At 47.5% G+C, this 22,462-nt stretch carries 22 protein-coding genes; 12 read left to right on the plus strand and 10 right to left on the minus strand.

Annotation, left to right across the window (positions count from 1 at the left end):
* Positions 1-162 precede the first annotated feature (162 nt).
* Positions 163-684, plus strand: coding sequence for a hypothetical protein (locus AB6805_RS29730; protein ID WP_370913076.1), 522 nt, complete (start codon positions 163-165; stop codon positions 682-684).
* Here the strand turns inward: AB6805_RS29730 and AB6805_RS29735 are convergent.
* Together AB6805_RS29735 and AB6805_RS29740 are read right to left on the minus strand one after the other, a co-directional pair.
* The gene (locus AB6805_RS29735; RefSeq protein WP_370913077.1) at positions 673-1,317 is read right to left on the minus strand and encodes a phosphatase PAP2 family protein; all 645 of its coding nucleotides are present in this window, start codon (positions 1,315-1,317) and stop codon (positions 673-675) included. The two genes, AB6805_RS29730 and AB6805_RS29735, sit on opposite strands and share 12 nt — an antisense overlap.
* Before the next feature lie 4 nt (positions 1,318-1,321).
* A complete protein-coding gene (locus AB6805_RS29740; RefSeq protein WP_370913078.1) occupies positions 1,322-1,768 on the minus strand; it encodes a DinB family protein in 447 nt (148 codons plus the stop codon).
* Between the two features lie 105 nt (positions 1,769-1,873).
* On the opposite strand from AB6805_RS29740, the gene AB6805_RS29745 reads away from it, so the two are divergent.
* Positions 1,874-2,704 (plus strand): ion transporter, encoded by an 831-nt coding sequence (locus AB6805_RS29745; protein ID WP_370913079.1) that lies wholly within the window; start codon positions 1,874-1,876, stop codon positions 2,702-2,704.
* A gap of 1 nt (position 2,705) precedes the next feature.
* On the opposite strand, the gene AB6805_RS29750 is transcribed toward AB6805_RS29745, so the two are convergent.
* Positions 2,706-3,101, minus strand: a complete 396-nt coding sequence (locus tag AB6805_RS29750; protein ID WP_370913080.1) for a hypothetical protein — start codon at positions 3,099-3,101, stop codon at positions 2,706-2,708.
* A 61-nt stretch (positions 3,102-3,162) separates the two neighbouring features.
* Here AB6805_RS29750 and pncB point away from each other — a divergent pair, with 61 nt between their 5' ends.
* Positions 3,163-4,329, plus strand: a complete 1,167-nt coding sequence (gene pncB, locus AB6805_RS29755; protein ID WP_370913081.1) for a nicotinate phosphoribosyltransferase — start codon at positions 3,163-3,165, stop codon at positions 4,327-4,329.
* 64 nt (positions 4,330-4,393) lie between these two features.
* Here pncB and AB6805_RS29760 read toward each other — a convergent pair whose 3' ends face one another.
* Entirely contained in the window at positions 4,394-5,257 is an 864-nt protein-coding gene (locus tag AB6805_RS29760; protein ID WP_370913082.1) for a neutral zinc metallopeptidase, read from the minus strand.
* A 149-nt stretch (positions 5,258-5,406) separates the two neighbouring features.
* Between AB6805_RS29760 and AB6805_RS29765 the strand changes: the two genes are divergently transcribed.
* Genes AB6805_RS29765 through AB6805_RS29780 form a run of 4 tightly spaced genes read left to right on the plus strand, consistent with a single transcriptional unit; the run spans position 5,407 to position 10,113 of the window.
* Positions 5,407-6,417 (plus strand): NADP-dependent oxidoreductase, encoded by a 1,011-nt coding sequence (locus AB6805_RS29765; RefSeq protein ID WP_370913083.1) that lies wholly within the window; start codon positions 5,407-5,409, stop codon positions 6,415-6,417.
* An 8-nt stretch (positions 6,418-6,425) separates the two neighbouring features.
* The gene (gene fdhD, locus AB6805_RS29770; protein ID WP_370913084.1) at positions 6,426-7,253 is read left to right on the plus strand and encodes a formate dehydrogenase accessory sulfurtransferase FdhD; all 828 of its coding nucleotides are present in this window, start codon (positions 6,426-6,428) and stop codon (positions 7,251-7,253) included.
* A 10-nt stretch (positions 7,254-7,263) separates the two neighbouring features.
* Positions 7,264-9,558, plus strand: coding sequence for an FdhF/YdeP family oxidoreductase (locus tag AB6805_RS29775; protein WP_370913085.1), 2,295 nt, complete (start codon positions 7,264-7,266; stop codon positions 9,556-9,558).
* A gap of 3 nt (positions 9,559-9,561) precedes the next feature.
* Positions 9,562-10,113: a putative glycolipid-binding domain-containing protein gene (locus AB6805_RS29780; protein ID WP_370913086.1), complete on the plus strand. Its 552-nt coding sequence runs from the start codon at positions 9,562-9,564 to the stop codon at positions 10,111-10,113.
* Here AB6805_RS29780 and AB6805_RS29785 read toward each other — a convergent pair.
* Positions 10,103-11,170, minus strand: coding sequence for an NAD(P)H-dependent flavin oxidoreductase (locus AB6805_RS29785; protein WP_370913087.1), 1,068 nt, complete (start codon positions 11,168-11,170; stop codon positions 10,103-10,105). The genes AB6805_RS29780 and AB6805_RS29785 overlap by 11 nt on opposite strands.
* A gap of 57 nt (positions 11,171-11,227) precedes the next feature.
* The gene (locus tag AB6805_RS29790; RefSeq protein WP_370913088.1) at positions 11,228-12,976 is read right to left on the minus strand and encodes a hypothetical protein; all 1,749 of its coding nucleotides are present in this window, start codon (positions 12,974-12,976) and stop codon (positions 11,228-11,230) included.
* A gap of 319 nt (positions 12,977-13,295) precedes the next feature.
* Between AB6805_RS29790 and AB6805_RS29795 the strand changes: the two genes are divergently transcribed.
* On the plus strand, positions 13,296-13,457 hold the full coding sequence (locus AB6805_RS29795) for a DUF1328 domain-containing protein (RefSeq protein WP_079471907.1): 162 nt from the start codon (positions 13,296-13,298) through the stop codon (positions 13,455-13,457).
* Between the two features lie 203 nt (positions 13,458-13,660).
* Here AB6805_RS29795 and AB6805_RS29800 read toward each other — a convergent pair whose 3' ends face one another.
* Positions 13,661-14,419 carry a DUF695 domain-containing protein gene (locus AB6805_RS29800; protein WP_370913089.1) on the minus strand — a complete coding sequence of 253 codons (759 nt, stop codon included), beginning with the start codon at positions 14,417-14,419 and terminating at the stop codon, positions 13,661-13,663.
* Positions 14,420-14,768: 349 nt separating this feature from the next.
* On the opposite strand from AB6805_RS29800, the gene AB6805_RS29805 reads away from it, so the two are divergent.
* Positions 14,769-17,261: a TonB-dependent receptor domain-containing protein gene (locus AB6805_RS29805; RefSeq protein ID WP_370913090.1), complete on the plus strand. Its 2,493-nt coding sequence runs from the start codon at positions 14,769-14,771 to the stop codon at positions 17,259-17,261.
* A 29-nt stretch (positions 17,262-17,290) separates the two neighbouring features.
* Positions 17,291-17,764, plus strand: a complete 474-nt coding sequence (locus AB6805_RS29810) for an acyl-CoA thioesterase (RefSeq protein WP_370913091.1) — start codon at positions 17,291-17,293, stop codon at positions 17,762-17,764.
* Positions 17,765-17,998: 234 nt separating this feature from the next.
* Here the strand turns inward: AB6805_RS29810 and AB6805_RS29815 are convergent, their stop codons facing one another.
* The 3 genes from AB6805_RS29815 to AB6805_RS29825 all read right to left on the minus strand — a co-directional run bounded on the left by AB6805_RS29815 (position 17,999) and on the right by AB6805_RS29825 (position 20,420).
* Positions 17,999-19,771: an ABC transporter ATP-binding protein gene (locus AB6805_RS29815; protein ID WP_370913092.1), complete on the minus strand. Its 1,773-nt coding sequence runs from the start codon at positions 19,769-19,771 to the stop codon at positions 17,999-18,001.
* A 138-nt stretch (positions 19,772-19,909) separates the two neighbouring features.
* Positions 19,910-20,149, minus strand: coding sequence for a hypothetical protein (locus AB6805_RS29820; RefSeq protein ID WP_370913093.1), 240 nt, complete (start codon positions 20,147-20,149; stop codon positions 19,910-19,912).
* Positions 20,150-20,222: 73 nt separating this feature from the next.
* Positions 20,223-20,420, minus strand: a complete 198-nt coding sequence (locus AB6805_RS29825) for a hypothetical protein (protein ID WP_370913094.1) — start codon at positions 20,418-20,420, stop codon at positions 20,223-20,225.
* Between the two features lie 130 nt (positions 20,421-20,550).
* On the opposite strand from AB6805_RS29825, the gene AB6805_RS29830 reads away from it, so the two are divergent.
* Positions 20,551-21,216, plus strand: a complete 666-nt coding sequence (locus AB6805_RS29830) for an MgtC/SapB family protein (RefSeq protein ID WP_370913095.1) — start codon at positions 20,551-20,553, stop codon at positions 21,214-21,216.
* A gap of 18 nt (positions 21,217-21,234) precedes the next feature.
* Positions 21,235-22,443, plus strand: coding sequence for a DUF763 domain-containing protein (locus tag AB6805_RS29835; protein WP_370913096.1), 1,209 nt, complete (start codon positions 21,235-21,237; stop codon positions 22,441-22,443).
* Positions 22,444-22,462 lie beyond the last annotated feature (19 nt).

A 22,462-nucleotide genomic window follows, 5' to 3' on the forward strand; every position in this document is an offset into this window, starting at 1 on the left:
AAAAATATCATGCTTTCATTAACATAGAATTTACATTTACCTGTGCAAGACCGCTTATTTTAGCATTGTCAATATGATAAAATAAAAACCCTTTGACCTGGAAGCGACTCAAAATAAGACTGACGCCCTGTTTAATAATCCCCTCCTCAAAAGCTGTTAATTATGTACGTTCCGGTAATCATTTTCTTTTTTTTCCTGTTGTGGTACATTCATTTCCGTACCCAAAGCTTCCGCGGCGCGGCCTTCAAGGAAAAGAGGCCAAAGCCTGTCGCAGGTGAAGATGCCATCCATGCCGTCAGGATAGTAGGCGTTTCCAATAGTGTATTCAGCGTATCCAAATACCTCCGCAGCGTGAAGAACCTGTCGGACAACCGGTTTATGACTGTGGCAATTGACCAGGTGATCACTACCACTATGGGCACCACGCACCAGGCCCGCCTCATTGAAAATCTTGCGCCCGGAGAGGAACGGCGGCTGGGACATACGGATCACGTCAGGGATGGTAAGCACCAGATTTACATCGGGTATGAAATACTGTGGGCACGGTACACCCCTGCCCCGGTATGGCACAAAGAAAAAAATACTGATACCACATCTCCCGCAAAATTATATAATGAAATGCTCAGGCAGCACCAGGACTCGCTGATACAGGAAATGGAGGACAAAAAAGATTTATTGTCCTGATAGCTGTGCCGTTTTCCCCCTGAAGATGCTTAACCATACCATAGAAAAGAAAACGCCCAGTGTAGCGCCGGCGGTCACATCTTCCAGGAAATGCTGGCTCATATACATCCGGGAATATCCCACCAGCATAGCCAGCGCCAGGTATAACAGCGACCAGTACTTATTTTTTGCATAATAGGAAAGCACGGTGGCGGCAGTGAATGCACATACGCTGTGCCCCGAAGGAAAGCTTCTGAAATTATCAAGTACCGATACGCCGGGTACAAAATAAATTTCCTGTAAACGGCTGGCAAAATAACGGTGAGGGCGGGGAAAGCCAATCAATGCTTTCAGCGTAAAACTGATAGCGGCGGTAAACAGGTACGCGGTGGCCAGCATAACGCCTGCCCGCCTGTTAATGACCAGCAGCAATAATGAAATGAGAACCGCTGCGGCAACGCTTCCCAGCTCTGTTATCCGGGGAAATAGGAAGTCGCCCGCCGGCGTATGCAGTTTATTAATAAAAAAATAAGCGTCCTGGCGACTAACTACCAGCCGCATTACCAGCACAGTAACGACTAACAGGGCAAATGGCCATACCAGCCATTTCAGTTGCTGGTATACTTTAATGAAATTATTCAGGAAGGCATTCATGGGATCACGACTGGGTTAATCGGCGGTGATAATTTATTTGTCCGAGATGATAATTAAGATGTGTACTCAGATGTACGAGGAAATGACCGGTAGACATCGTTCCCGAAAAAACCTTTTCCGGATACGTTTTTTCAAGATCTTCTGCTGTTAAACCCGCTATAACGGTAAGGATTACACGACGCGTGGAACTGATCAGCACCAGCAGATCTTCCGTGGGTACATTCCTGTCGCTGAACTCCAGGTCCCTGTTGCGGATATAGCCTGTCTTTCCCAATACCGCGCCTATATAATGCTGCAGGTTACCACAGAGATGCAGACAAAGATTCCCGGCCGGATTCGTAATACCGGGAGGAATCTGCCAGATGCCGGCAGCTGTTTCATATGCGGCAATCTCCTCCTCTAGTTTGCTGAGATCCCGCTCAAATAAATTTATTAAAATTCCGGTTACCATATGTTAAAGATAGGAAAAGCCGCTAATCATCTTTTGATATTATTATAAAAGTTTTCACTAAACATAAACTAACCTGCTTTTGTTTTAAGTACATAACTCAGCAGGATGACTAACGATAGCAGGCGCGAACTTACTCCCTTCCAGGAGAAATGGCATAACATTATTTTTGAGGCGAGCACACCGGCCGGCCGGGCGTTCGATATTATCCTGCTCATTGCCATTCTGATCAGTGTTGTTATTGTAATGATGGAAAGCGTGGCGCCTTTGCAGGAGAAATTCGGACATCTGTTTCATATACTGGAATGGGTATTCACTATTATTTTCACGCTTGAATATCTCTTCCGGGTTTGGTGCAGTTACCGTCCGAAGGCATATATTACGAGCTTCTACGGGCTTGTGGACGTGCTCTGCATCCTGCCTACCTATGTGGAAGCTTTTTATGGTGGTGCGCACTTCCTGCTCACCATCCGGATACTGCGGCTCATGCGGATCTTCAGGATATTTAAACTGGTTCCCTTCCTGAACGAAAGCAAACAACTGTCGTTGGCGCTGCAACAAAGCCAGCGTAAAATATTTGTTTTCCTTTTTTTTATTGGATTGCTAACCGTTGTATTAGGCGCTGTGATGTATGTGATAGAGTCTGACCATAATTCAGGGTTCACCAGCATACCGGTAAGTGTGTACTGGGCAGTGGTTACACTCACCACGGTGGGTTACGGGGACATTGCGCCTGTAACGCCAATGGGGCAGGCGTTTTCAGCGCTCATTATGATTATGGGTTATGCAATTATAGCGGTACCTACCGGGATAGTGACGGTGGAGATGAGCAGGATACGCAGTCGCGATGATGTAGATCGCAGAGTTTGTCCGCATTGCATGCGTGAAGGACACGATGCCAATGCGGACTTCTGCAAATACTGCGGTAATAAACTCTGAATTATTTTACACTGAATAAAGGCTGTACGTCTATCATTGCTTTCTGGTAAGCAGCATCAAAAAGTTCCCATTTACCGGAAATGCCGATGCGTATAGTGCGGCCATCTATCAGGTCGAACTCGGCAACTCTTTTGTTAAAGCCCTGTTTACCTCTTCTGAAATCTGTTATCTCAGATAACGGAAATTCCAGGGTAATTTTTTTACGGGAAAACAACCAACCGATGACACCAAATAACAAAATCATCACCATTGGTTTGGCTTCAAGAACAATTCTCTCGTTTGTAATATACAATGTACCTTGTTTTGCGTTGAACCTGGTCTTCATGTACACCGCATCAATTTTGAATAATATGGTTTCCTGTGGGTTAAGGGGCCATTTAACTTTAATCTGCTTCATGGTAAGTGAGAATATGATTAAATGCAAAAATATAATTTTATTGTGAATCTAAACGCCAAATATGATCCTTACTTCGCTTCTTGATAACGATTTCTATAAATTTACCATGCAGCATGGCGTTATCAAATTATTCCCGAAGGCCCGTGCCCGTTATACGTTCATTAACCGTGGACAGCATGCCTTTCCGCCCGGCTTTGCCGAAGCCCTCCGTGAAGCGGTGAATAACATGCAGCTACTACAGCTTACCCCGGAGGAAAAGGATTACCTGGCTGTTACCTGTCCTTACCTCGACCCTACCTATCTCGATTTTCTGCAGGGCTACCGCTATGATCCGGCCGAAATTCATATTGCACAACAGGGCGAACACCTGGAAGTACATGCCGATGGCTACTGGTACCGCACTATCCTTTGGGAAGTGCCGCTGATGTCACTGATCTGCGAACTCTATTACCAGCTGACCGGCCAGCAGCGGGTAGCCGATGAGGAAGTGATCCGCATTACCCGCGGAAAAATTGAAAAATATAAAGAGATGGATATTACCATCGCGGATTTTGGCACCCGGCGCCGGCATTCCCTCGCCGTTCATAAGCTGGTGGTGAAAACGCTGCGTGAATATGGAACAGGTTGTTTTATTGGCACCAGCAATGTACACCTGGCCATGCGCAATGGGGTAAAGCCCGTAGGCACCCACGCCCATGAATGGTTTATGTTTCATGCGGCTAAATACGGCTTTAAAATGGCCAATATGCTTGGATTGGAAAACTGGGTACAAGTATATCGCGGGGACCTGGGAATAGCGCTTTCGGATACGTACACCACCCCCGTTTTCTTTGAGCAGTTTGATAAGAAATTCGCCCGGCTGTTTGATGGCGTGCGGCACGACAGTGGCGATCCACTGTTATTTGCAGACCGCACCATTGCGCATTATAAAGGTAAAAATGTAGATCCGCTCAGCAAGACCATCATTTTCTCAGATGGCCTCAATTATGAGAAAGTAGCGGATATTGCCGCTTACTGCCGGGGAAAGATCGGGATGTCGTTTGGCATTGGCACCAATTTCACCAACGACGTAGGGTTAACGGCCCTGAATATTGTAATTAAAATGTATGAAGCCCTGCCAGAAGATGCTGCCCGGTGGTCGCCTGTAGTGAAGTTGTCTGATATAAACGGGAAATATACCGGTGATCCAAGGATGATCGAACTGGCAAAGGAAATGCTGAATATTTAATGATGCACCGTTTCCGGATTTGTGTACCTGCACCAGCAGTTACGCAAATCCGGAAACCCCTCGCCTACCAGTTACCCAGGCCGATGCCCGTGTCGCCGTCGGCCACATTTCCGGATTCAAAGCCTTTTTTAAACCAGAACATCCTTTGTTCGGAAGTTCCGTGCGTAAAGGCGTCCGGTACTACCTGGCCGGTGCTGGCCTGCTGCAGGCGGTCGTCGCCTACTGCGCTGGCGGCATTCAACCCGGATTCTATATCTCCCGGATCCAGGAAAGGTTTGATCTTATTGGCACGGTTGGCCCAGACGCCCGCGAGGAAATCCGCCTGCAGCTCCAGCATCACCGATAATTTATTGTATTCTTTTTCGCTTAACCGGGAGCGCATGGATTGTAATTTATCGCTGATGCCCAACAGGTTCTGTACGTGATGCCCAACTTCATGTGCAATCACATAAGCCTTTGAGAAATCGCCCTTTACACCAAATTGTTGCTCCAGTTCATTAAAGAACGAAACGTCCAGGTATACTTTACGGTCGGCCGGGCAATAAAATGGGCCCATCGCTGATTCCGCAAAGCCGCAGCCGGAATTGGTACCTTTTTCAAAAGACACCATACCAGGTACTTCATAGGTTTTGTTGCGCTCCTGGAATCCCTGCTTCCATACCCTTTCGGTACTGCGAAGTACTTTAGAAGACATGACCTCGAAAGGACTTGCATTTTCCTTCGTTAGTTTTTCAGATGTTCCCGCCTGCTCCTGGCCCGGGGCTACCTGTTGAACAGCCTGCATTACCTGCTGCGGGTCCTGCTTAAAGATCAATGCCAGCACTATAATGACAAGGGTGCCAATACCGCCGCCAACACCGATCTTGCGCATGCCGCCACCGGACCGTTTCTCGACGTTTTCGCTCATTTCTTCATCATCAAGACGCATAGTAGATTTTAAATTTAAGGGGTGAAGATTCTTACCCGAATGTACATTTTTCATTGATAATTCCACTCTTTTCCCTCCGGGTAAACAAAAGCATTTTTTACCTGTTAAATAATCATTGCCATTACTCACTTCTATAAACACCCGCGCATATGAAAATAAAGCAGATCCTGCTCGCCACCAGACCAAAAGGATTACCTGTAGCCGGCAACTTTGAAATAGTAGATGCCATATTACCGGAACTACAGGAAGATGAAGTAATGGTAAAACCACTGTACTTTTCTGTAGATCCGTATATGCGTGGCCGTATGAACGACGCCAGGTCCTATATTCCCCCGTTCCAGGTAGGCGAACCCATTGAAAGCGGCGGCGTGGCGGAAGTAACGCACAGCAAAAGCTCCATATTTAAAGCTGGCGATAAAGTAATGAGCAGTGGCCCCCGCCCCTTCCTGCCCTGGGCAACGGCGGCTATTTTCCCCGCCGGGCACCTGCGTAAAATTGACGACAGCATCCCGCTTACTTATTACCTCGGTCTCCTTGGCGTACCGGGGTTAACCGCCTACTTTGGCATGACAGATATCGGCAAGCCCAAACCCGGGGAAACCGTGGTGGTATCCGGCGCCGCCGGCGCTGTGGGCATCATTGTAGGGCAAATTGCAAAAATAATGGGCTGCCGCGCAGTGGGTATTGCAGGCGGCGCTGAAAAGGTAAAACTGCTGACGGATACCTTTAATTTTGATGCCGCCATCGATTACAAAGGCAACGCTAACATAGAAGCCGCAGTGGCCGCAGCCTGCCCCAATGGCGTGGATATTTATTTCGACAACGTAGGTGGCGATATTTCCGATGCGGTGATCAAACAGCTCAACTTCTTTGCCCGGGTGCCGCTATGCGGGCAGATTGCCTTATATAATTCCACAGAAGTGCCTATGGGCCCACGTATCCAGCCTATTATGGTAACCCGGAGCATTCTCATGCAAGGCTTCATTATCGGTAACTACGCCAGCAGGTTTGGCGAAGGTTTCAAACAGCTGTCCGAATGGGTGAAGGCAGGAAAAATAAAATATACCGAAACCGTGGAAGAAGGATTTGATCATCTGCCGGCAGCATTACTCGGATTATTTTCAGGAAGAAACAGCGGTAAGATGGTAGTGAAAGTGTAATTTTGAGTATGACAAATGCTGTTGTTCATACCCGTGTAAAAAAAGTAGCCGCCGGAAGTATTACAGATGCCAGTGATACACTCGCTACAGAAGATCCACTCGAAATAAGACTGGTGCATGGGCCTTCCCATAACCGCCGGCAACAGAATATTTCCGTTACCATGCGTACGCCCGGTGAAGATATGGAACTGGCTACCGGCTTCCTCTTTACCGAAGGGGTGATCCGTGACCAGGCTGCTATCCAGGAAATTATTTTGTCGGAAGATAATAACGGCAGCGTTGCCACCGTTCACCTAAAACCATCCATAGTGGCGCAACTTGGCAGCACCCAGCGGAATTTTGCCGCCACGGCCGCCTGCGGGGTATGTGGCAAAACGGATATAGCATCCATTCATACAGGCGTTCCCGTTAGTAGTGCCACCCTTCGCCTCACCGCCGGGAAATTATTCGGGCTACCTGCCATACTAAGAAATGAACAGGAGCTGTTTGCCTCTACCGGCGGATTACACGCCGCCGCACTCTTCAACAGCGATATGGAATTACTTCTGCTGCGGGAAGATATCGGCCGGCACAATGCCGTGGATAAGCTTATTGGCGCAGCTCTTCAGCAACCATTAACGCCGCTGGACCAATGTATCCTGCTACTCAGCGGCCGCGCAGGATTTGAACTGATACAGAAAGCCGCTATGGCAGGAATACCTGTTATTGCAGCCATAGGCGCACCTTCCAGCATGGCGGTAAAAATGGCCGTCGAATGGAATATCACGCTGCTCGGCTTTCTGAAAGATCAACGTTTTAATATTTACAGCGGAGCAGAAAGAATTGACGTTAAATAAATTCACCTTTATGGATAGTGCAGAAAACCCGGTGCGGTTCACCGGTATTAGACTGGGACCTCCCAAACAAGTAGCCGCAGGCATCCCTGCAGTAGTGTCCAGTATGCGACACATCCTGGAGGAAATGAATGCCTTCCGCGGAATGAAAGCACTGCTGGAACTTAACCAGAAAGATGGATTCGACTGCCCGGGCTGCGCATGGCCTGATCCGGATGATGAAAGATCCGGCATCGCTGAATATTGCGAGAACGGCGCCAAAGCTGTTGCCGAAGAAGCTACTACCAAAAAGCTGCTGCCGGACTTCTTTGCACAGCACAGCATCGCGGAACTCGGTGAATTAACGGATTACGAAATAGGCAAAAAAGGAAGGATAGCCCAACCCATGTACCTGGCGCCCGGCGCCACACATTATACACCCATCGCCTGGGCAGACGCCTACAAAATCATTGCCGGTCATCTTCATAAATTACCTTCACCGGATGAAGCTGTATTTTATACCTCCGGGAGAACCAGTAACGAAGCGGCTTTCCTGTACCAGCTGATGGTCCGCGAATATGGCACCAACAACCTCCCCGACTGTTCCAATATGTGCCACGAATCCAGTGGCGTAGCGCTGAGTGATGCAGTAGGGATAGGCAAAGGATCTGTTACCCTGGAAGATATACACGAGGCTGAGGTGCTTATTATACTGGGACAAAATCCCGGAACTAACCACCCGCGCATGCTCACGGCTTTACAAAAGGCAAAAGCCAACGGCGCTACTATCATATCTGTAAACCCTTTACCCGAAACCGGCCTGCTGAATTTTCTGAATCCACAAACCGTTAAGGGAGTATTAAACATTAAAACACATCTCACGGATATTTTTCTGCAGGTAAAGATCAATGGAGATATGGCCCTGCTGAAAGCTTTGTCGCTGCTGCTGTTGCAGGAAGAGGAACGTGTACCCGGCAGCGTATTTGACCAGGAATTTATAGCCGCAAACACCCTGGGCTACGATGGTTATATCGACCATTTGAAAACGCAGTCGCTCCCGCAACTGATCGCCGACAGCGGCGCAGCGCCGGAACTGGTACACCAGGCCGCACAGGCCCTGTTCCATAAAAAGAAGATCATCGCCTGCTGGGCGATGGGACTTACCCAACATAAAAACGCAGTAGACACTATCCGTGAAGTGGTGAACCTCCTCCTGCTGAAAGGCAGTATCGGTAAACCAGGAGCAGGCACCTGCCCGGTACGCGGGCACAGCAACGTGCAGGGCGACCGGACCATGGGCATTTACGAGCAACCATCCGCGGCCTTCCTCGACAAAATTGACGCCGTATACGGATTTCAGCCGCCAAGAGCACACGGCTATGATGTGGTGAATGCCATCAACGCCATGCACCGCGGAGATGCCAAAGTGTTTATGGCGATGGGCGGCAACTTTCTTTCGGCCACGCCGGATACCCTGTATACCGCGCACGCACTGCGTAACTGTGACCTTACCGTTCACGTATCTACGAAGTTAAACCGCAGCCATGTTGTGCACGGCAAAGAAGCCCTGATACTGCCCTGTCTCGGTCGCAGCGATAAAGACATCCAATACGGCGAACAGCAGTTTGTGACCTGCGAAAATTCTATGGGCGTTATCCAGATGTCGAAAGGCAACCTGCAACCGGTATCCACCCATCTGAAAAGTGAACCCGTTATTATCTGCGAACTGGCTATGGCCTTGCTGGGCGAAAAATCGCGCGTACCCTGGGCGGACTATACGCGGCACTACGACCATATCCGCAACGATATAGAAAAAGTAATTCCGGGCTTCGATAATTACAATAAAAGGGTAAGGCATCCGGGAGGATTTTACCTGCCCAACGGCGCACGTGACGGACAGTTCAATACCTACAGCGGCAAAGCTAATTTCAATATTGCGGAAGTACTCACTACGCCGCTGGCCATCGATGAGTATATGATGATGACCATCCGCAGCCACGATCAGTTCAATACCACCATATACGGGCTGGACGATCGTTACCGTGGCGTATACCATGAGCGGCGCGTAATATTCATGCATCCCGCCGATATTGCCGCCGCCGGATTTCACCCGGGCGATGTGGTGGATCTCTATAATTATCACGGTGGCAAAGAGCGCGTAGCATATGGCTTCATTATTGTATCTTATCACATACCTGAAAAATGCACTGCTACCTATTTCCCGGAAACCAATGTGCTGGTGCCGGTAGACAGCGTAGCAGATAAGAGCAATACGCCAACATCAAAACTGGTGATCATTAAAATAAAATCATCGACTATAAAAAACTAACGCATGCAACCCATTATATGGCAGGCACTATTATGGCCGGCAACTGAATATTTTACATTGCAGGAAAATGGAACGGGGAGGCTCGCCACTGGTTGTATCAACGGAGTAAGGGATCAGCAACCATTTTGTATTCATTATAAAATAGAGATCACCGCATCCTGGCAGGTGTCTTCCTTTCACATTAAACAGGAAGGGCTTACCCCAACAGAGCTAAAGCTGACCTCCGACCTGCATGGTCATTGGTTTGATAAAGATAATAACCATATCGACGCCTTTGATAACTGTATCGACATTGATATTTCACTGACTCCTTTCACGAACACCCTGCCGGTGAAACGCCTGCAGTTTGAGTTGCAGGAAAGTAAACTGCTGGATATGCTGTATATCAACCTGCCGGAATTTGAATTGCAGAAAGTGCAGCAACGCTATACCCGCATTGGCCAGCAGGAATACCTGTATGATAATGTATCTACGGATTTTACAGCAGCATTACCGTTTGATGAAAATGATATTGTGACAGATTACCCCGGTATTTTCCAACGCATCACTTATTAAAGATCAAGGCTGTTTCACGGACCAGCTCTGCGAAAATATCTGCCGTGCTCCAGGCACGCGCCTTTCCGGCTGCCTGTCCGGCCCACATATTTACAAACGCAGTATTATCCAGTTCCCTGGCTACTTTGCGGATCGGCTGCGTTAACGCATTCTGGTAAGGATATTCATTAATGGGTAACCCGGATGCTTCTATTTCTGTGATCAATGTATTACGAACACCCCTTGCCCAACGACCGGAGACTGCCCGCGTAAGTAGTGTATCCGTATCCGTTATATCAGCCAATGCGGCTTTATGTGCAGGTGTAGCAAGACTTTCGTGGGCTCTGAGGAACAGGCTGCCCAATTGAACGCCGGCGGCGCCCAGCATTTTTGCAGCGGCTACTCCCCTGCCATCCATTATTCCGCCGGCTGCTATAACAGGCACGTGCACACGATCCACAATTTGCGGCACCAGCGCGAATGTGCCCGTTTGCGGCAGGGCTCCCGGCAGGAAAGACCCGCGGTGGCCGCCGGCTTCAATGCCTTGTGCGATCACCACATCAGTGCCTGCCGAAGCGAGTATGGTCGCTTCTTCCACTGAAGTAGCCGTTCCCATCAGCAGCACATGATGCTCCTTCAGCAGCCTGAATCCGGCTTCATTAGGCATGCCAAATGTAAAGCTCGCATGCTTTATACCTGCTGCCAGGATAACGGGAAGCTGGTCCCTCCAGGAATAAAAAGGTACTTCATCGAAATTCACCGGCGCAGCGGCAAGCCTGTTGGCGCCATACAGGAATTGCAGGAACTCCTGCATATCATCAAATGTTTTCCGGTCGTAATGCTCCGCCGGCTCATAAACAAAGAGGTTTACGGCAAACGGTTGTTGTGTTAATCCCTTCACCTCCCGGATCAGCGCCGTTATCTTTTCCGGCGGCAGTCCGCCTACCGGTAAAGAACCCATCCCACAGCTGTTGCTCACGGCAGCTACCATGGCGGGTGTGGTGATTCCCAACATGGGCGCCTGTATCAACGGATAAGTGATCCCCAGCATACGGGTGAGTTCATTCTTCCATTCCATGACACAAAGGTTTGGTACTATAAATTTACGGAATGAAGGGGTTTCCTCCGCATGATTTTAGCGGAAGTTCAGCACCGTAGGCGCACGCAGTGCAGATACATCAAAGCGGAAATCAACGATGGTGGTAATTTCCAGCATCAGCTTTTTCATGGGGGCCGGCGCATTGGGATAATAATAGCCGGAAACTTTAATGGTGTTCAAGGAGAGGTTTTCATTACGTACCCGGAAACCGCCTCCCAGTCCGAGGTAAACCGGGTTGCGAAGCAGGTCATCACTTTTATTGGTGATCATGGATGCCTGGAGCGCAGTAAAGAAATTAAATTTGAAGCCGAGGAATTTCAGGGGACTATAGTATACGGTTTCCGAGCCCAGGTTCAGGCGCTGATAGCCGTTGATCATGGTATTTTTATACCCCCAGATGCCGTATTCCATATTAATGTTGAGGGGCTTATTAAAAAACGGATTCGGGCTGTTGAGGTAGTCGGCGTTCAGAAACTGCCGGAACCGTGATTTCCGGATATTCAGCAACCGGCTGTAATATTCAAGGCGGGCATGTATTACGCCGTCTTCCCAGGCATTATTAAGCCAGAAAGTACTCAGCCCGATAGTAGAATTAAAGAGGCCCTGGTTCCTGGTGGTCCAGAATTTCTGCGCTTCAATACCGGTGTAGATCCTCCGCCGGTCCTTCCAGCTTTCCCAGCCGCTGGTGGCGCTGATGTTATATCCCAGGGGAATATCTTCTGTACGGCCAAAACCGAAAAAGTAGTGGGCTTTAAAATAATCAATGCGGTAAGCCTGTAGTTCTAACAGGTACAGGCGGTGGTTATTATAAACGGGATCATCTTTATACCGCATCTGATCCGGCTTTCGCTGAAAGGATAAATTATAGTGCCTGGCCAGCACCGCGAAGTTGGGCTTCTTCCCGATGGTGCCGTCGTGTTTATAATTATTGATAAAGTTATAACCGATCCAACCATCTATTACAGCGTAAACATAGTCGCGGTAAATGCTGTCGCCGTTTTCGGGTAATGAACCCCGGATATTAATGGACCAGTTCTTCGACAATGCAAAACCGCCCACCAGTTTGGCGGAGTTGCGGTACAACGGTTTGTTCAAATTAATAAATACAGCTCCTTCAAAGGCGTTGGTATCCAGCTGGGCATAATTATTCAGGGTAGTATAGCCCAGGCTCACATCTATAAAAGATCCCAGGAGGTTATATTTCGTGTACCTTACTTCCGTGTTCCAGGTGGGAGAATAATCGGAGCGCCACTGCATTCCGACCCGGAGTCCCTGCCCGGCGCCAAACAGGTCGTTGTTGGATACGCTGGCCCTGATATCTTTTGCACTGAACTGCGAGATGTCTACGCCATATTCAAAGAGATCTTTTGTAACTACTTCCACATCGATTGAATCGCCGTCGTTATTTTTTACATATAAACGGGCATCCTGTATAAAAGGCCGGTTACGCAGGTAACGTTCGTTATCGGCCATTTCAAAGGGATCCAGGGGCTGATTTTCCCGGAAGAACAAGGACTGCCGGATCACCCATTCCCTGGAATCGTAGTGCATCCGGTTGGCCAGATGGATCAGCTTCATGCTGGTGGTGAAAGTGGTATCATTGATATTCCGCGGACCAAAAACCTTTACTTTCCTATAGTAGATATTTCTGATCACTTTGCCCGCAAAGGGGGTAAAATACGCCTCACTTTTGATGATGGTGCTGTCGTTATCATTGGAATGTGCCTGAACATCCTGTTTGGTAATGCGTTTTATGAGCGATTGCCGGTACTCTTTATTACGCATGGAATCGCGGTATTCCCCGATTTTTTTGAAGAGGCCACTACTTTTATGGGGGACAGTGTCCGCTGCGAGCGGTGACTGTTGGCCTTCTGCGTATAAACAGACAGGACTATGCAGGCCAATCAGCCAGCATAAGACAGTTAGTGTAGGCCATATTTTGAAATAATTCCTCAATTCTAGCAGCAGGTAACAAGTATATCGAAAAAAAATGAAATAGCAGCAACTGCAATTATTGTACTTACCGGAATGATAATTGTGTAAAATTGAACGGATTACCTGGAAAAGTGTTACAGATATTATTGTTCACCTTAAAGTTTTAGTTATGTTACGCTGGGCACTCATCTTTTTTATCGTCGCTATTATCGCAGCAGTATTTGGTTTCGGAGGCATCGCCGCCGGAGCAGCATCTATCGCCAAGATCCTGTTTTACATTTTCCTGGTGTTATTTGCTATTTCTTTACTGACAGGACTGCTGCGGAAATAGGAATTGAACCGCCTTCGGCGGTTGTAAATTGTCTTGGAGCCGGATTACGTTGATTATGCTGATTTTATTGATTTGATCAACTTAGATTTGGAAGATAAGGAGGATACTGCCTCCACTCTTTTAAAATCAGTTATAAAATCCAAAAGTAAAAATCAAACTAATCAGTATAATCAGCGTAATCCTGAGTCAGACAACATCCGCAACTACTTCATGATGCTGGTTTCCCAGCCATCATACTCTGCATTTACCTGCTGGGCCAGTTCCCAAAGGCTCATTACCACACTGTCGATGGTGGCTTCACTGGCTTTGTCCGAGCGGGAAATACATAATTTATAAGGGAATTCCGGATTATCTGTTTTCTCTTCCCGGGCCAGCGCAAAACCATTTTCCTTGATGTGCTCCCAGTAAGCAATTTTATCTTCTTCTGTTCTGAAGTGAATCCAATGCTCAATGATACGTTCCTTTTCTGACGCATCCCCATGCTGGCGCAGCATACGGAGTACCTTCCTGTTTTGAATGCGCTGAAACTCGTACACATCAGGAAAGAGAAAATCAAAATATAGCTCCCAGTTATTATCTTCCTTTACGCCGTAGTCGTAACGGTAATCAGGAAAATTAATCATTGCATCCGCAATGAATTTATCATGCAGCAAAGTGGTGCCTGAATAAAAGTAAAAATCACGTACGCCATTTGAAAAAGTGCGGCCTACAAAATGCGCATCCAGTTTGGTTTGCAGTTGCTCCACCAAACTATCCTCAATTTCACCCATGACGGCAAATTCATCATTCTGCGGGAATCCGTCCTCACGTGGATTGTTAAGATACACTGTTATATATATGGCATTCGGCTTTTCCTTTAATGGTGCAAATCGTCTCAGATCAAGGTCAAGGCCTATTACTGCTGGACTTTCTTCAATATGGCACGTATAAATATCCCAGTCCGGTCGGTAATCCTTATGCATATAAAAAAATTAAAATAACGCAACAGCTGGCTGTAAAGATACGTTGCTCTGTAATACAATGGAAACGATAAACTTGTATTGACCTCTTTTTTATCCACAAAATTTAGCGTATGCTATGCGTTGGCCTCCACTCAATTACACCGGTTACAAACCAGGCTTAACACTAATTAACACTTGTGGTATTTTCTCTGCATATTTTCTATAACCGGCTACCACAAGGGATTCTGCACAATTCTGTAGTTGAAACAGTGGACTGTAAAGGGTTCCAACCAACCTTTCATCCTAAAAACAGGCAATTCTTCATTCATAAAAGGTAATTTTACAGGGCTATAAATTGTTGGAAGCTATTATGAGAAAAATTGTATCGTTAATTACAGGCTGGCTGTTATTGTTTTGTATTACTGCTGTGGCGCAACAACCGGGTGGAAAGGCCGCCCCCGCCAGTACGGGCGTTATCTACGGCAAATTGCTGGACGCACAAACCGGCAAACCTATTGAGTACGCATCTGTAGCGTTGCTGCGTCCCGACTCCTCCGTGCAGACAGGTATGCTCTCCAAAACCAACGGGGACTTCAGTTTCGAAAATATTGCACTGAATAAATATATCCTGAAGATTAATTTCATCGGTTACGAAACCATATATAAATCAGCGGTGCTGTCGGCTAAAACCAGCAGCTTAGACATTGGTAACATCAAGCTGAAGGCGAATATAAAATCACTCGCCGCCGTGAATGTAGTAGGCGAGAAACCGGCCTTTACAATGGCCATTGATAAAAGAGTATTTAATGTAGAGAAGAACCTCGCCAGTATCGGCGGTACTGCCACCGATGTATTAAAACAGGTCCCTTCCGTGAATGTAGACATCGACGGAAATGTAACCGTGCGCAACGGCGCTCCCACCATTTTTATTGACGGACGCCCCTCTACCCTCACATTGGACCAGATCCCCGCCGATGCCATCCAGAATATCGAAGTGGTAACTAATCCTTCTGCCAAGTATGATGCGGAAGGAATGAGCGGAATCCTCAACATTGTATTGAAGAAAAATAAGAAAGCAGGGATCAACGGCGCCGTAAATGCCGGTGTTACTTCCCTCGGCAGCACCAATGGCGGTATCGACTTCAACCTGCGCCAGGAGAAGTTCAACTTCTTTATTAATTATAATTTCCGTAACCGCAAATCTCCCATGACCAGCCGCCTTTTCCGTAAGAACCTGGGCGCTGATACCACCTCGTATACAGAGCAACTGGAAGATGGTGACTTCTACCGGAAATTCCAGACCGGCCGCATCGGGTTCGATTGGTTTATCGATAACCGCAACACCATCACCATATCTGAAAACATTACCGGCGGTAATTTCAACCGGTACAATAATCAAATACTGAATGAACTGGACGACAAGCAACAAAAAGTACGCTATGGTACAGGTATCAACAATACGCTGAACGGATTCCGTAACTATACTACCCAGCTGGGTTACAAGCATACGTTTGCCAAAGAAGGTGAAGAGCTAACCGCAGATTTCACCTATAACTACGCCACCGGCGACAACAGTTCCAATTACTCCCTGCAGTATTTTGATCTCTCCGGGCAACCGATCTATGATCCTAAAAAGCCTGAATTGCGCTATGGCAGCGGAGAAGGAACTACTAAATATATTACTGCGCAGGTGGATTATGTAAAACCGCTGACAGAAAAATCCAAAATTGAAATGGGGCTGCGCAGCAACACCCGCAAGTTTGATAATTTCACCAATACCTACGGGCAGAATTATCCTTCCGGCGATTTCTCACTGGATACTGCGCTCTCCAATAGCTATCATTACCAGGAACAGATCAATGCGGGTTATGTAAGCTACACCGGCGCCAAAGATAATTTCGGCTACCAGGTTGGCTTAAGGGCGGAACAATCGAACTATGACGGAGAAACAAGACTGGGAGAGAAATCTTCCTATAAGATCAATTATCCGATCAGCCTGTTCCCGAGCATTTTCCTATCGCAGAAATTTAAAGGCGATCATGAGCTGCAACTGAACTATAGCCGCCGGATTCGCCGGCCCTGGTTCCGTGATCTGCTGCCAACCATCGACTACAGCGGGCAAAGCGCCAGCACCGGTAATCCGCAGCTGAAACCGGAGTTCACCAACTCCTTTGAATTGTCTTACCTGAAAGATATTGCGCATAAACACAACCTGCTGGTATCCTTATACTACCGCAATACCAACAACGCTATCACTGATTTTTATGTGGATACTACCCTGAACCTGAATGGGCAGGACCAGCACGTATTGCTCTCCTATCCTATTAATGCCAGCACCCGGAACTCATATGGTGCGGAATTTACGCTGAGAAGCCAGCTCACAGAAATATGGGACCTGACCACCAACGTAAACCTGGCACAGACAAAGATCGACGCCACCAGCAATGGCAGCAATCTCTCCAACCAGGGCCTTACCTGGTTTGGTAAATTGAACAGCAACACCAAGCTGCCGTGGAACCTCACGCTCCAGGTCAGTGCCGAATATGAATCCAAACAAATCCTGCCACAGGGCGAAAGAGAACCTAAATGGTCGGCCGATGCCGCCATTAAAAAAGACCTCCTTAAAAACAAAGCGTTGTCTATTTCCCTGGGGATTGCAGATATATTCAATACCGATCGCAATCTTACCTATACCACGACCAGCTTTTCCGAGCAGGAAAATTACCGCAAACGTGCCACCCGGGAGCTGAGGCTCAATGCTACCTGGCGCTTTGGTAAAATGGACACGCATCTTTTTAAAAGAAAGAATAACAAGTCCAAAGAAAACAACAATGGAGAAATGGGTGGAGGTGATAATTTTTAATTCGTATTTTGTCGTTGCAAACAACACTTATGGATTCTATTTATCACACTATTACCCTGCGGTTCCTTGCGGAGCCATCAGACGTAAACTTCGGCGGGAAAGTACATGGCGGCTCTGTTATGAAGTGGATTGACCAGGCAGGTTATACCTGTGCTGCCAATTGGAGCGGGCAATACGCCGTTACAGTATATGTAGGGGGTATCCGTTTTTTTAAACCCATCGCCATCGGCGACCTGGTGGAAATAGATGCTAAAATCATTTATACCGGCAATACCAGCATGCATATTTCTATTGATGTATTTGCAGGCAATCCCCGTCAGCAACAGAAATCCAAAACCACGCACTGCGTCATGGTTTTTGCAGCTGTGGATGATCACGGCAAAACTGTACCCGTACCCAAGTGGACGCCACAAACAGCCAACGAAATCAGCATGGAAGGCTATGCCAAAAAACTAATGGACCTGCGTAAAGACATCGACGAGGAAATGAGACCCTACATGTAGCGGGGATCGTCGCGGATTTTGTCTTACTCAGGATTACGCTGATTATACTGATTACCTGGATTTTTACTTTTTGATTTTATAAAGGATTAAGGGAGATAGAAGCGGATATATTCGCTCTTATCTCCCTTAATTATTATTTAAGAAAAATCAAAAAATCTAAAAAAATCCAAAAGTAAAAATCCAGGTAATCAGTATAATCAGCGTAATCCTGAGCCAAGACAAAATCCGCGCGCGTTAGCTCGCAAACTGCATATCGCTCAGTGTCCGGTATAGGCCGTCCAGGCCTATTAATTCGCTGTGGGTGCCTTCTTCTACGATGTGGCCTTTGTCAAGCACGATTATTTTGTCGGCCTGGCGTACGGTGGCCAGGCGGTGCGCAATTACGATTGATGTGCGGCCTTCCATCAGCTTGTCCAGCGCGTCCTGCACCAGTTTTTCCGATTCGGAATCCAATGCGGAAGTAGCTTCGTCCAGTATCAGGATGCGGGGATTTTTCAATACCGCCCTAGCAATAGCAATACGTTGGCGCTGTCCGCCGGAGAGTTGAATGCCTCTTTCCCCTACTACCGTTTGAAGACCTAACGGGAACCGCTGTATGAATTCCCAGGCATTGGCTTTTTTCGCGGCTTCCTCCATTTCTTCGGGTGTGGCGCCGGGCTTGCCGTAGGCAATGTTTTCTGCGATGGTGCCACCAAAAAGGAAAACGTCCTGGGGCACTACCGCCATTTGCGAGCGGAGCTGCGACAGCGGAAAGGCAGTGCTTTCCTTGCCATCAAACAGGATGCTGCCGTTTACCGGATCGTACAGGCGTAACAGCAAGGACACGATGGTGCTTTTCCCCGCACCGCTGGGGCCTACCAACGCCACTTTCTGATCGGCATACACATCAAACGATACATCGTTCATAATGGTAAGGTCCGGGCGGGAAGAATAATGAAAGGACACATTGCGGAAGCTGATCTGGCCGTCCAGCTGGTTTTCCGGCGCAATAGCCGTTACCTGGCTGATATCTTCCGCCGGTTCATCCAGTATTTCCAGCAGGTGTTCGGTAGCGCCGATGCTCTTCTGCAGGTTGGTATATACTTCCGCCAAACCCGCGATGGAACCGCCGATAAACAGGGAATACAACACAAATGACAGGAGGTCGGAAGTAGGCATCCCGATGGAAACGCCCCTCCAGATCACTGCTACCAATGCGCCAAAAATACCCATGATAATAAAGGAAGAAAAGGCGCCGCGGAATTTCCCGCTTTTCATACCCAGCCTGGCGGCTTCATTGGTGCGTTGACGGTAGCGCGCAATTTCAAAAAATTCATTTGCAAAAGCCTTCACGTTCAAAACACCCTGCAATGTTTCCTCCACTACTGTGTTGGAAGCTGCTACCTGTTCCTGCACCTGTTTGGAAAAGCGGCGGATAAATTTGCCGAAAACCACGGCGACTACCATCATCAGCGGCAAAATGGCCAGCATAAAGATGGTCAGATGAGGCGAGGTGACCAGTAAAATAACCACGCCTCCAATGATGATGATCATCTGCCGGATAAATTCCGCCAGGGTAGTCGTAAAAGTTTCCTGTAATAAAGAAATATCTGAGGAAATACGGCTACTAAGCTCACCCACCCTTCTTTCCAGGAAAAATTTCATCGGCAGGCGAATCAGGTGACTATAAATAGTTTGACGAAGCGTGGCCAGCGTTTTTTCTGTTACATTAACGAATAATACAACGCGAAAAAAAGAGAAAATAGCCTGTGCTATCAGTACGCCAATCAGCAATACGCCGGCTTTGTTCATACCGTTAAACAGGTATTCATTACTTTTCGGATCTACCAGGTTGCCCAGCAATTTCGGAAAGGCCAGGCCGGCTAAACTGGAAACCAGGAGGAAAATAAAACCTAGAGAAAACTCAGGCCAGTAGGGTTTTACATAACGGAACAGGCGGAATGTTTTTTTCAGAGCGGCTACCTTTATGGGTTGCTTTGGTGCCGGGGGTGTGGTGTCGTTTTGCATTCGGATATAGTCTTTATTAATAGAGGTAGACGAAACGTATCCAAATATATTGCAAAAAGCGGGATAAAATTTATAATGCCTCCGGGGATTGCCTTTCCCTTGCCGGAAAAACAAATACCAGAGGCATTATATGTACGGTTAAGGCCGTGGCGCGTTTTTGGATGAATCTGCGGCACCGGTTCCAAAACGGGAAGAATCTTCTCCTGGGTTAATAGCCCCTGGAGGCATCTGTGCGCCGGGCACGGTGTCTTGCTGTATCATACCGGCTGTATCCATTGTATTTACCGTTGAATCGGTTCCGGACTTATTGCCGTTTCCGCATGCAGCGAGCATTACAGCCGATATACCTGCCAGCATGAGCATGTGTGTTACTTTCATAAACTGAATGTTTAAGGGTGAGGTAATTCATTTATCAGTTAACAAAGCGTTGTCCCTAAACAAGCGTAACAGCTTACTGCCGGGTTGAATCCGGTTTGGTTTTGGTAGTGTCTACAGGTATAACACTGGTACTGTCTACCGCAGGCATAGATACCGCAGCGGAATCGGCTTCACGGCTGGCCTCTTTGGAACTGTTACAGGCAAACAGGAAAATGCTCAACATTCCGGTTAAACAGAGGACTACACATGATTTATAGAAAAAGGCTTCCATGTTGGTCTTTTTTATGGTGATAAATCTCATTCGTAACAGGCATTAAAGCAAACAGTTCAATATCCTGTTACAATTGATAAAGGAAAGAATTGTGCCAACACGTACATTTGTAAGTATATATTTTGAGACGATGAAAGATGTATTGCATATCATAGAAGAAGACCAGATACTGAAAGTGTTGATAGCGTTGGTGATGGGTGCATTGCTGGGTCTTGAAAGAGAGTATAAACGAAAGGCTGCCGGTATGCGGACCATGACCCTCATATGCATGAGCAGCACTGTATTCACCATCCTATCTGCAGAGTTGGGATATCCTCATTCAGCAGATCGCGTAGCCTCCAATATCCTTACCGGCGTGGGTTTCATTGGTGCAGGCGTTATTTTTAAAGGCGATTATACAATAGATGGAATTACTACTGCGGCATCTATATGGATTGCTGCCGCTATTGGTATGGCCGTTGGTATGAGCCAGTACTGGCTGGCCGTTTCAGCCCTTGCCGGTGCGCTGATCGTATTGGTTTCACTGGAGTTTGTAGAAAGAAAAATTGCGGATATAAATGTTAAACGTTATTACACAATTTTTTTTCATGAAGAAAAATTTCCACATATGGATGTTGAAAATATCCTACACGATTTTAAACTGAAGCATAAAAGAATGATGGTCGTGAGAAAGGAACATATTGTGGAAGTCAATTACGCAGTCAGGGGCAGCAAAGAAAGTATGGAGCAGTTTGATAACTTCCTGCTGACGAACCCATTTATCTCCCAATACGAGATACAGGCAAACCCATCGTAAGATTTTTAATTGAGTATTATGCCATCATATGCAGATCTGCCTTTACATTACGGCCAGGTTCCACCCTGGCTGGCCAAGCGGATGAGCCTTCTGGGCGGCGCTATTGTAGAGGCTATTGTGACCGACTACGGTAAAGGAGAAGTGATTAAACGGCTCAGCGATCCCTGCTGGTTCCAGGCGCTGGGCTGTGTGCTGGGCATGGACTGGCATTCATCAGGAATTACCACCAGCGTAATGGGCGCGCTGAAAAAAGCGATCAATCCCCGTTCTGCTGAACTGGGTATCTATATCTGCGGTGGCAAAGGTCGCTACAGTAAACAAACACCTGCTGAACTCACCGCCATTGCCAACAAAACCGGCTTACCCGGCGACCAGCTCGTGTATAGCAGCAAGCTCACCGCCAAAGTAGATAATACCGCTGTTCAGGATGGCTTCCAGCTATACCTGCATTCCTTCATTTTATCAGATGACGGCGAATGGGCGGTAGTGCAACAGGGAATGAATGATGCCAGCAGTATGGCCCGTCGCTATCACTGGCATTCATCCGCCTTTCAGTCGTATACAGAAGCGCCGCATACTTTTATTTATGGGCGCAACCAGGGCAGGATACTTAACCTTACCGACTTACAGGCCGGTGCTACCAAAAGCGGCATCCTTCAGCTTACAAAAGAAAAACCGGTGCACCTGCTGCCCGAAATACGTAATCTTGTAATGCCCTCCCATCATGATGTGAGAGCGGAAAACGTGAACCTGAAAAGGCTTGGTAGCGTGCTCGCCCTGGCGCATGATACCAACCCTGCGGATTTTGAAGCACTGTTGATGCTGGAAGGCGTTGGCCCTAGAACGCTGCAATCGCTTACACTGGTGAGCGAAGTGATTCATGGCACCCCTTCCCGGTTTGAGGATCCCGCCCGCTTTTCGTTTGCACACGGCGGAAAAGATGGTCACCCTTTCCCGGTGCCCACCCGCATTTATGATGAAACCATTCACACCCTGAAAGAAGCGCTGCACAAAGCTAAGATCGGGGAATCGGATAAGAAGGATGCCATCAAAAAACTGTCGGCGCTTTCTCAACAGATTGAAAAAGATTTTGAACCGAATAGCAATTTTGAGAACGTGATAGAACAGGAACGCCGCGATTCGTGGAAATATGGTGGCAGAACCGTTTTCGGGAAAGCCGTAAAACCTCCTGCGCCCAAAGGCGGCGATCAGTTAACCCTTTTCTGAGCAGATCAAATAGCTGAAT

It is taken from the genome of Chitinophaga sp. RCC_12 (genome assembly GCF_041360695.1).
Classification (GTDB): domain Bacteria; phylum Bacteroidota; class Bacteroidia; order Chitinophagales; family Chitinophagaceae; genus Chitinophaga.

Bases quoted from the DNA above. Each gene is read 5' to 3' on its own strand.
- AB6805_RS29760 (WP_370913082.1), bottom strand. From the start codon at position 5,257: ATGCGTCTTGATGATGAAGAAATGAGCGAAAACGTCGAGAAACGGTCC.
- AB6805_RS29790 (WP_370913088.1), bottom strand. From the start codon at position 12,976: ATGCGTAATAAAGAGTACCGGCAATCGCTCATAAAACGCATTACCAAA.
- AB6805_RS29765 (WP_370913083.1), top strand. From the start codon at position 5,407: ATGAAAATAAAGCAGATCCTGCTCGCCACCAGACCAAAAGGATTACCT.
- AB6805_RS29750 (WP_370913080.1), bottom strand. From the start codon at position 3,101: ATGAAGCAGATTAAAGTTAAATGGCCCCTTAACCCACAGGAAACCATA.
- AB6805_RS29800 (WP_370913089.1), bottom strand. From the start codon at position 14,419: ATGCATAAGGATTACCGACCGGACTGGGATATTTATACGTGCCATATT.
- AB6805_RS29835 (WP_370913096.1), top strand. From the start codon at position 21,235: ATGCCATCATATGCAGATCTGCCTTTACATTACGGCCAGGTTCCACCC.
- AB6805_RS29745 (WP_370913079.1), top strand. From the start codon at position 1,874: ATGACTAACGATAGCAGGCGCGAACTTACTCCCTTCCAGGAGAAATGG.
- AB6805_RS29810 (WP_370913091.1), top strand. From the start codon at position 17,291: ATGGATTCTATTTATCACACTATTACCCTGCGGTTCCTTGCGGAGCCA.
- fdhD (WP_370913084.1), top strand. From the start codon at position 6,426: ATGACAAATGCTGTTGTTCATACCCGTGTAAAAAAAGTAGCCGCCGGA.
- AB6805_RS29820 (WP_370913093.1), bottom strand. From the start codon at position 20,149: ATGAAAGTAACACACATGCTCATGCTGGCAGGTATATCGGCTGTAATG.
- AB6805_RS29780 (WP_370913086.1), top strand. From the start codon at position 9,562: ATGCAACCCATTATATGGCAGGCACTATTATGGCCGGCAACTGAATAT.
- pncB (WP_370913081.1), top strand. From the start codon at position 3,163: ATGATCCTTACTTCGCTTCTTGATAACGATTTCTATAAATTTACCATG.
- AB6805_RS29740 (WP_370913078.1), bottom strand. From the start codon at position 1,768: ATGGTAACCGGAATTTTAATAAATTTATTTGAGCGGGATCTCAGCAAA.
- AB6805_RS29795 (WP_079471907.1), top strand. From the start codon at position 13,296: ATGTTACGCTGGGCACTCATCTTTTTTATCGTCGCTATTATCGCAGCA.
- AB6805_RS29735 (WP_370913077.1), bottom strand. From the start codon at position 1,317: ATGAATGCCTTCCTGAATAATTTCATTAAAGTATACCAGCAACTGAAA.
- AB6805_RS29805 (WP_370913090.1), top strand. From the start codon at position 14,769: ATGAGAAAAATTGTATCGTTAATTACAGGCTGGCTGTTATTGTTTTGT.
- AB6805_RS29775 (WP_370913085.1), top strand. From the start codon at position 7,264: ATGGATAGTGCAGAAAACCCGGTGCGGTTCACCGGTATTAGACTGGGA.
- AB6805_RS29785 (WP_370913087.1), bottom strand. From the start codon at position 11,170: ATGGAATGGAAGAATGAACTCACCCGTATGCTGGGGATCACTTATCCG.
- AB6805_RS29825 (WP_370913094.1), bottom strand. From the start codon at position 20,420: ATGGAAGCCTTTTTCTATAAATCATGTGTAGTCCTCTGTTTAACCGGA.
- AB6805_RS29730 (WP_370913076.1), top strand. From the start codon at position 163: ATGTACGTTCCGGTAATCATTTTCTTTTTTTTCCTGTTGTGGTACATT.
- AB6805_RS29815 (WP_370913092.1), bottom strand. From the start codon at position 19,771: ATGCAAAACGACACCACACCCCCGGCACCAAAGCAACCCATAAAGGTA.
- AB6805_RS29830 (WP_370913095.1), top strand. From the start codon at position 20,551: ATGAAAGATGTATTGCATATCATAGAAGAAGACCAGATACTGAAAGTG.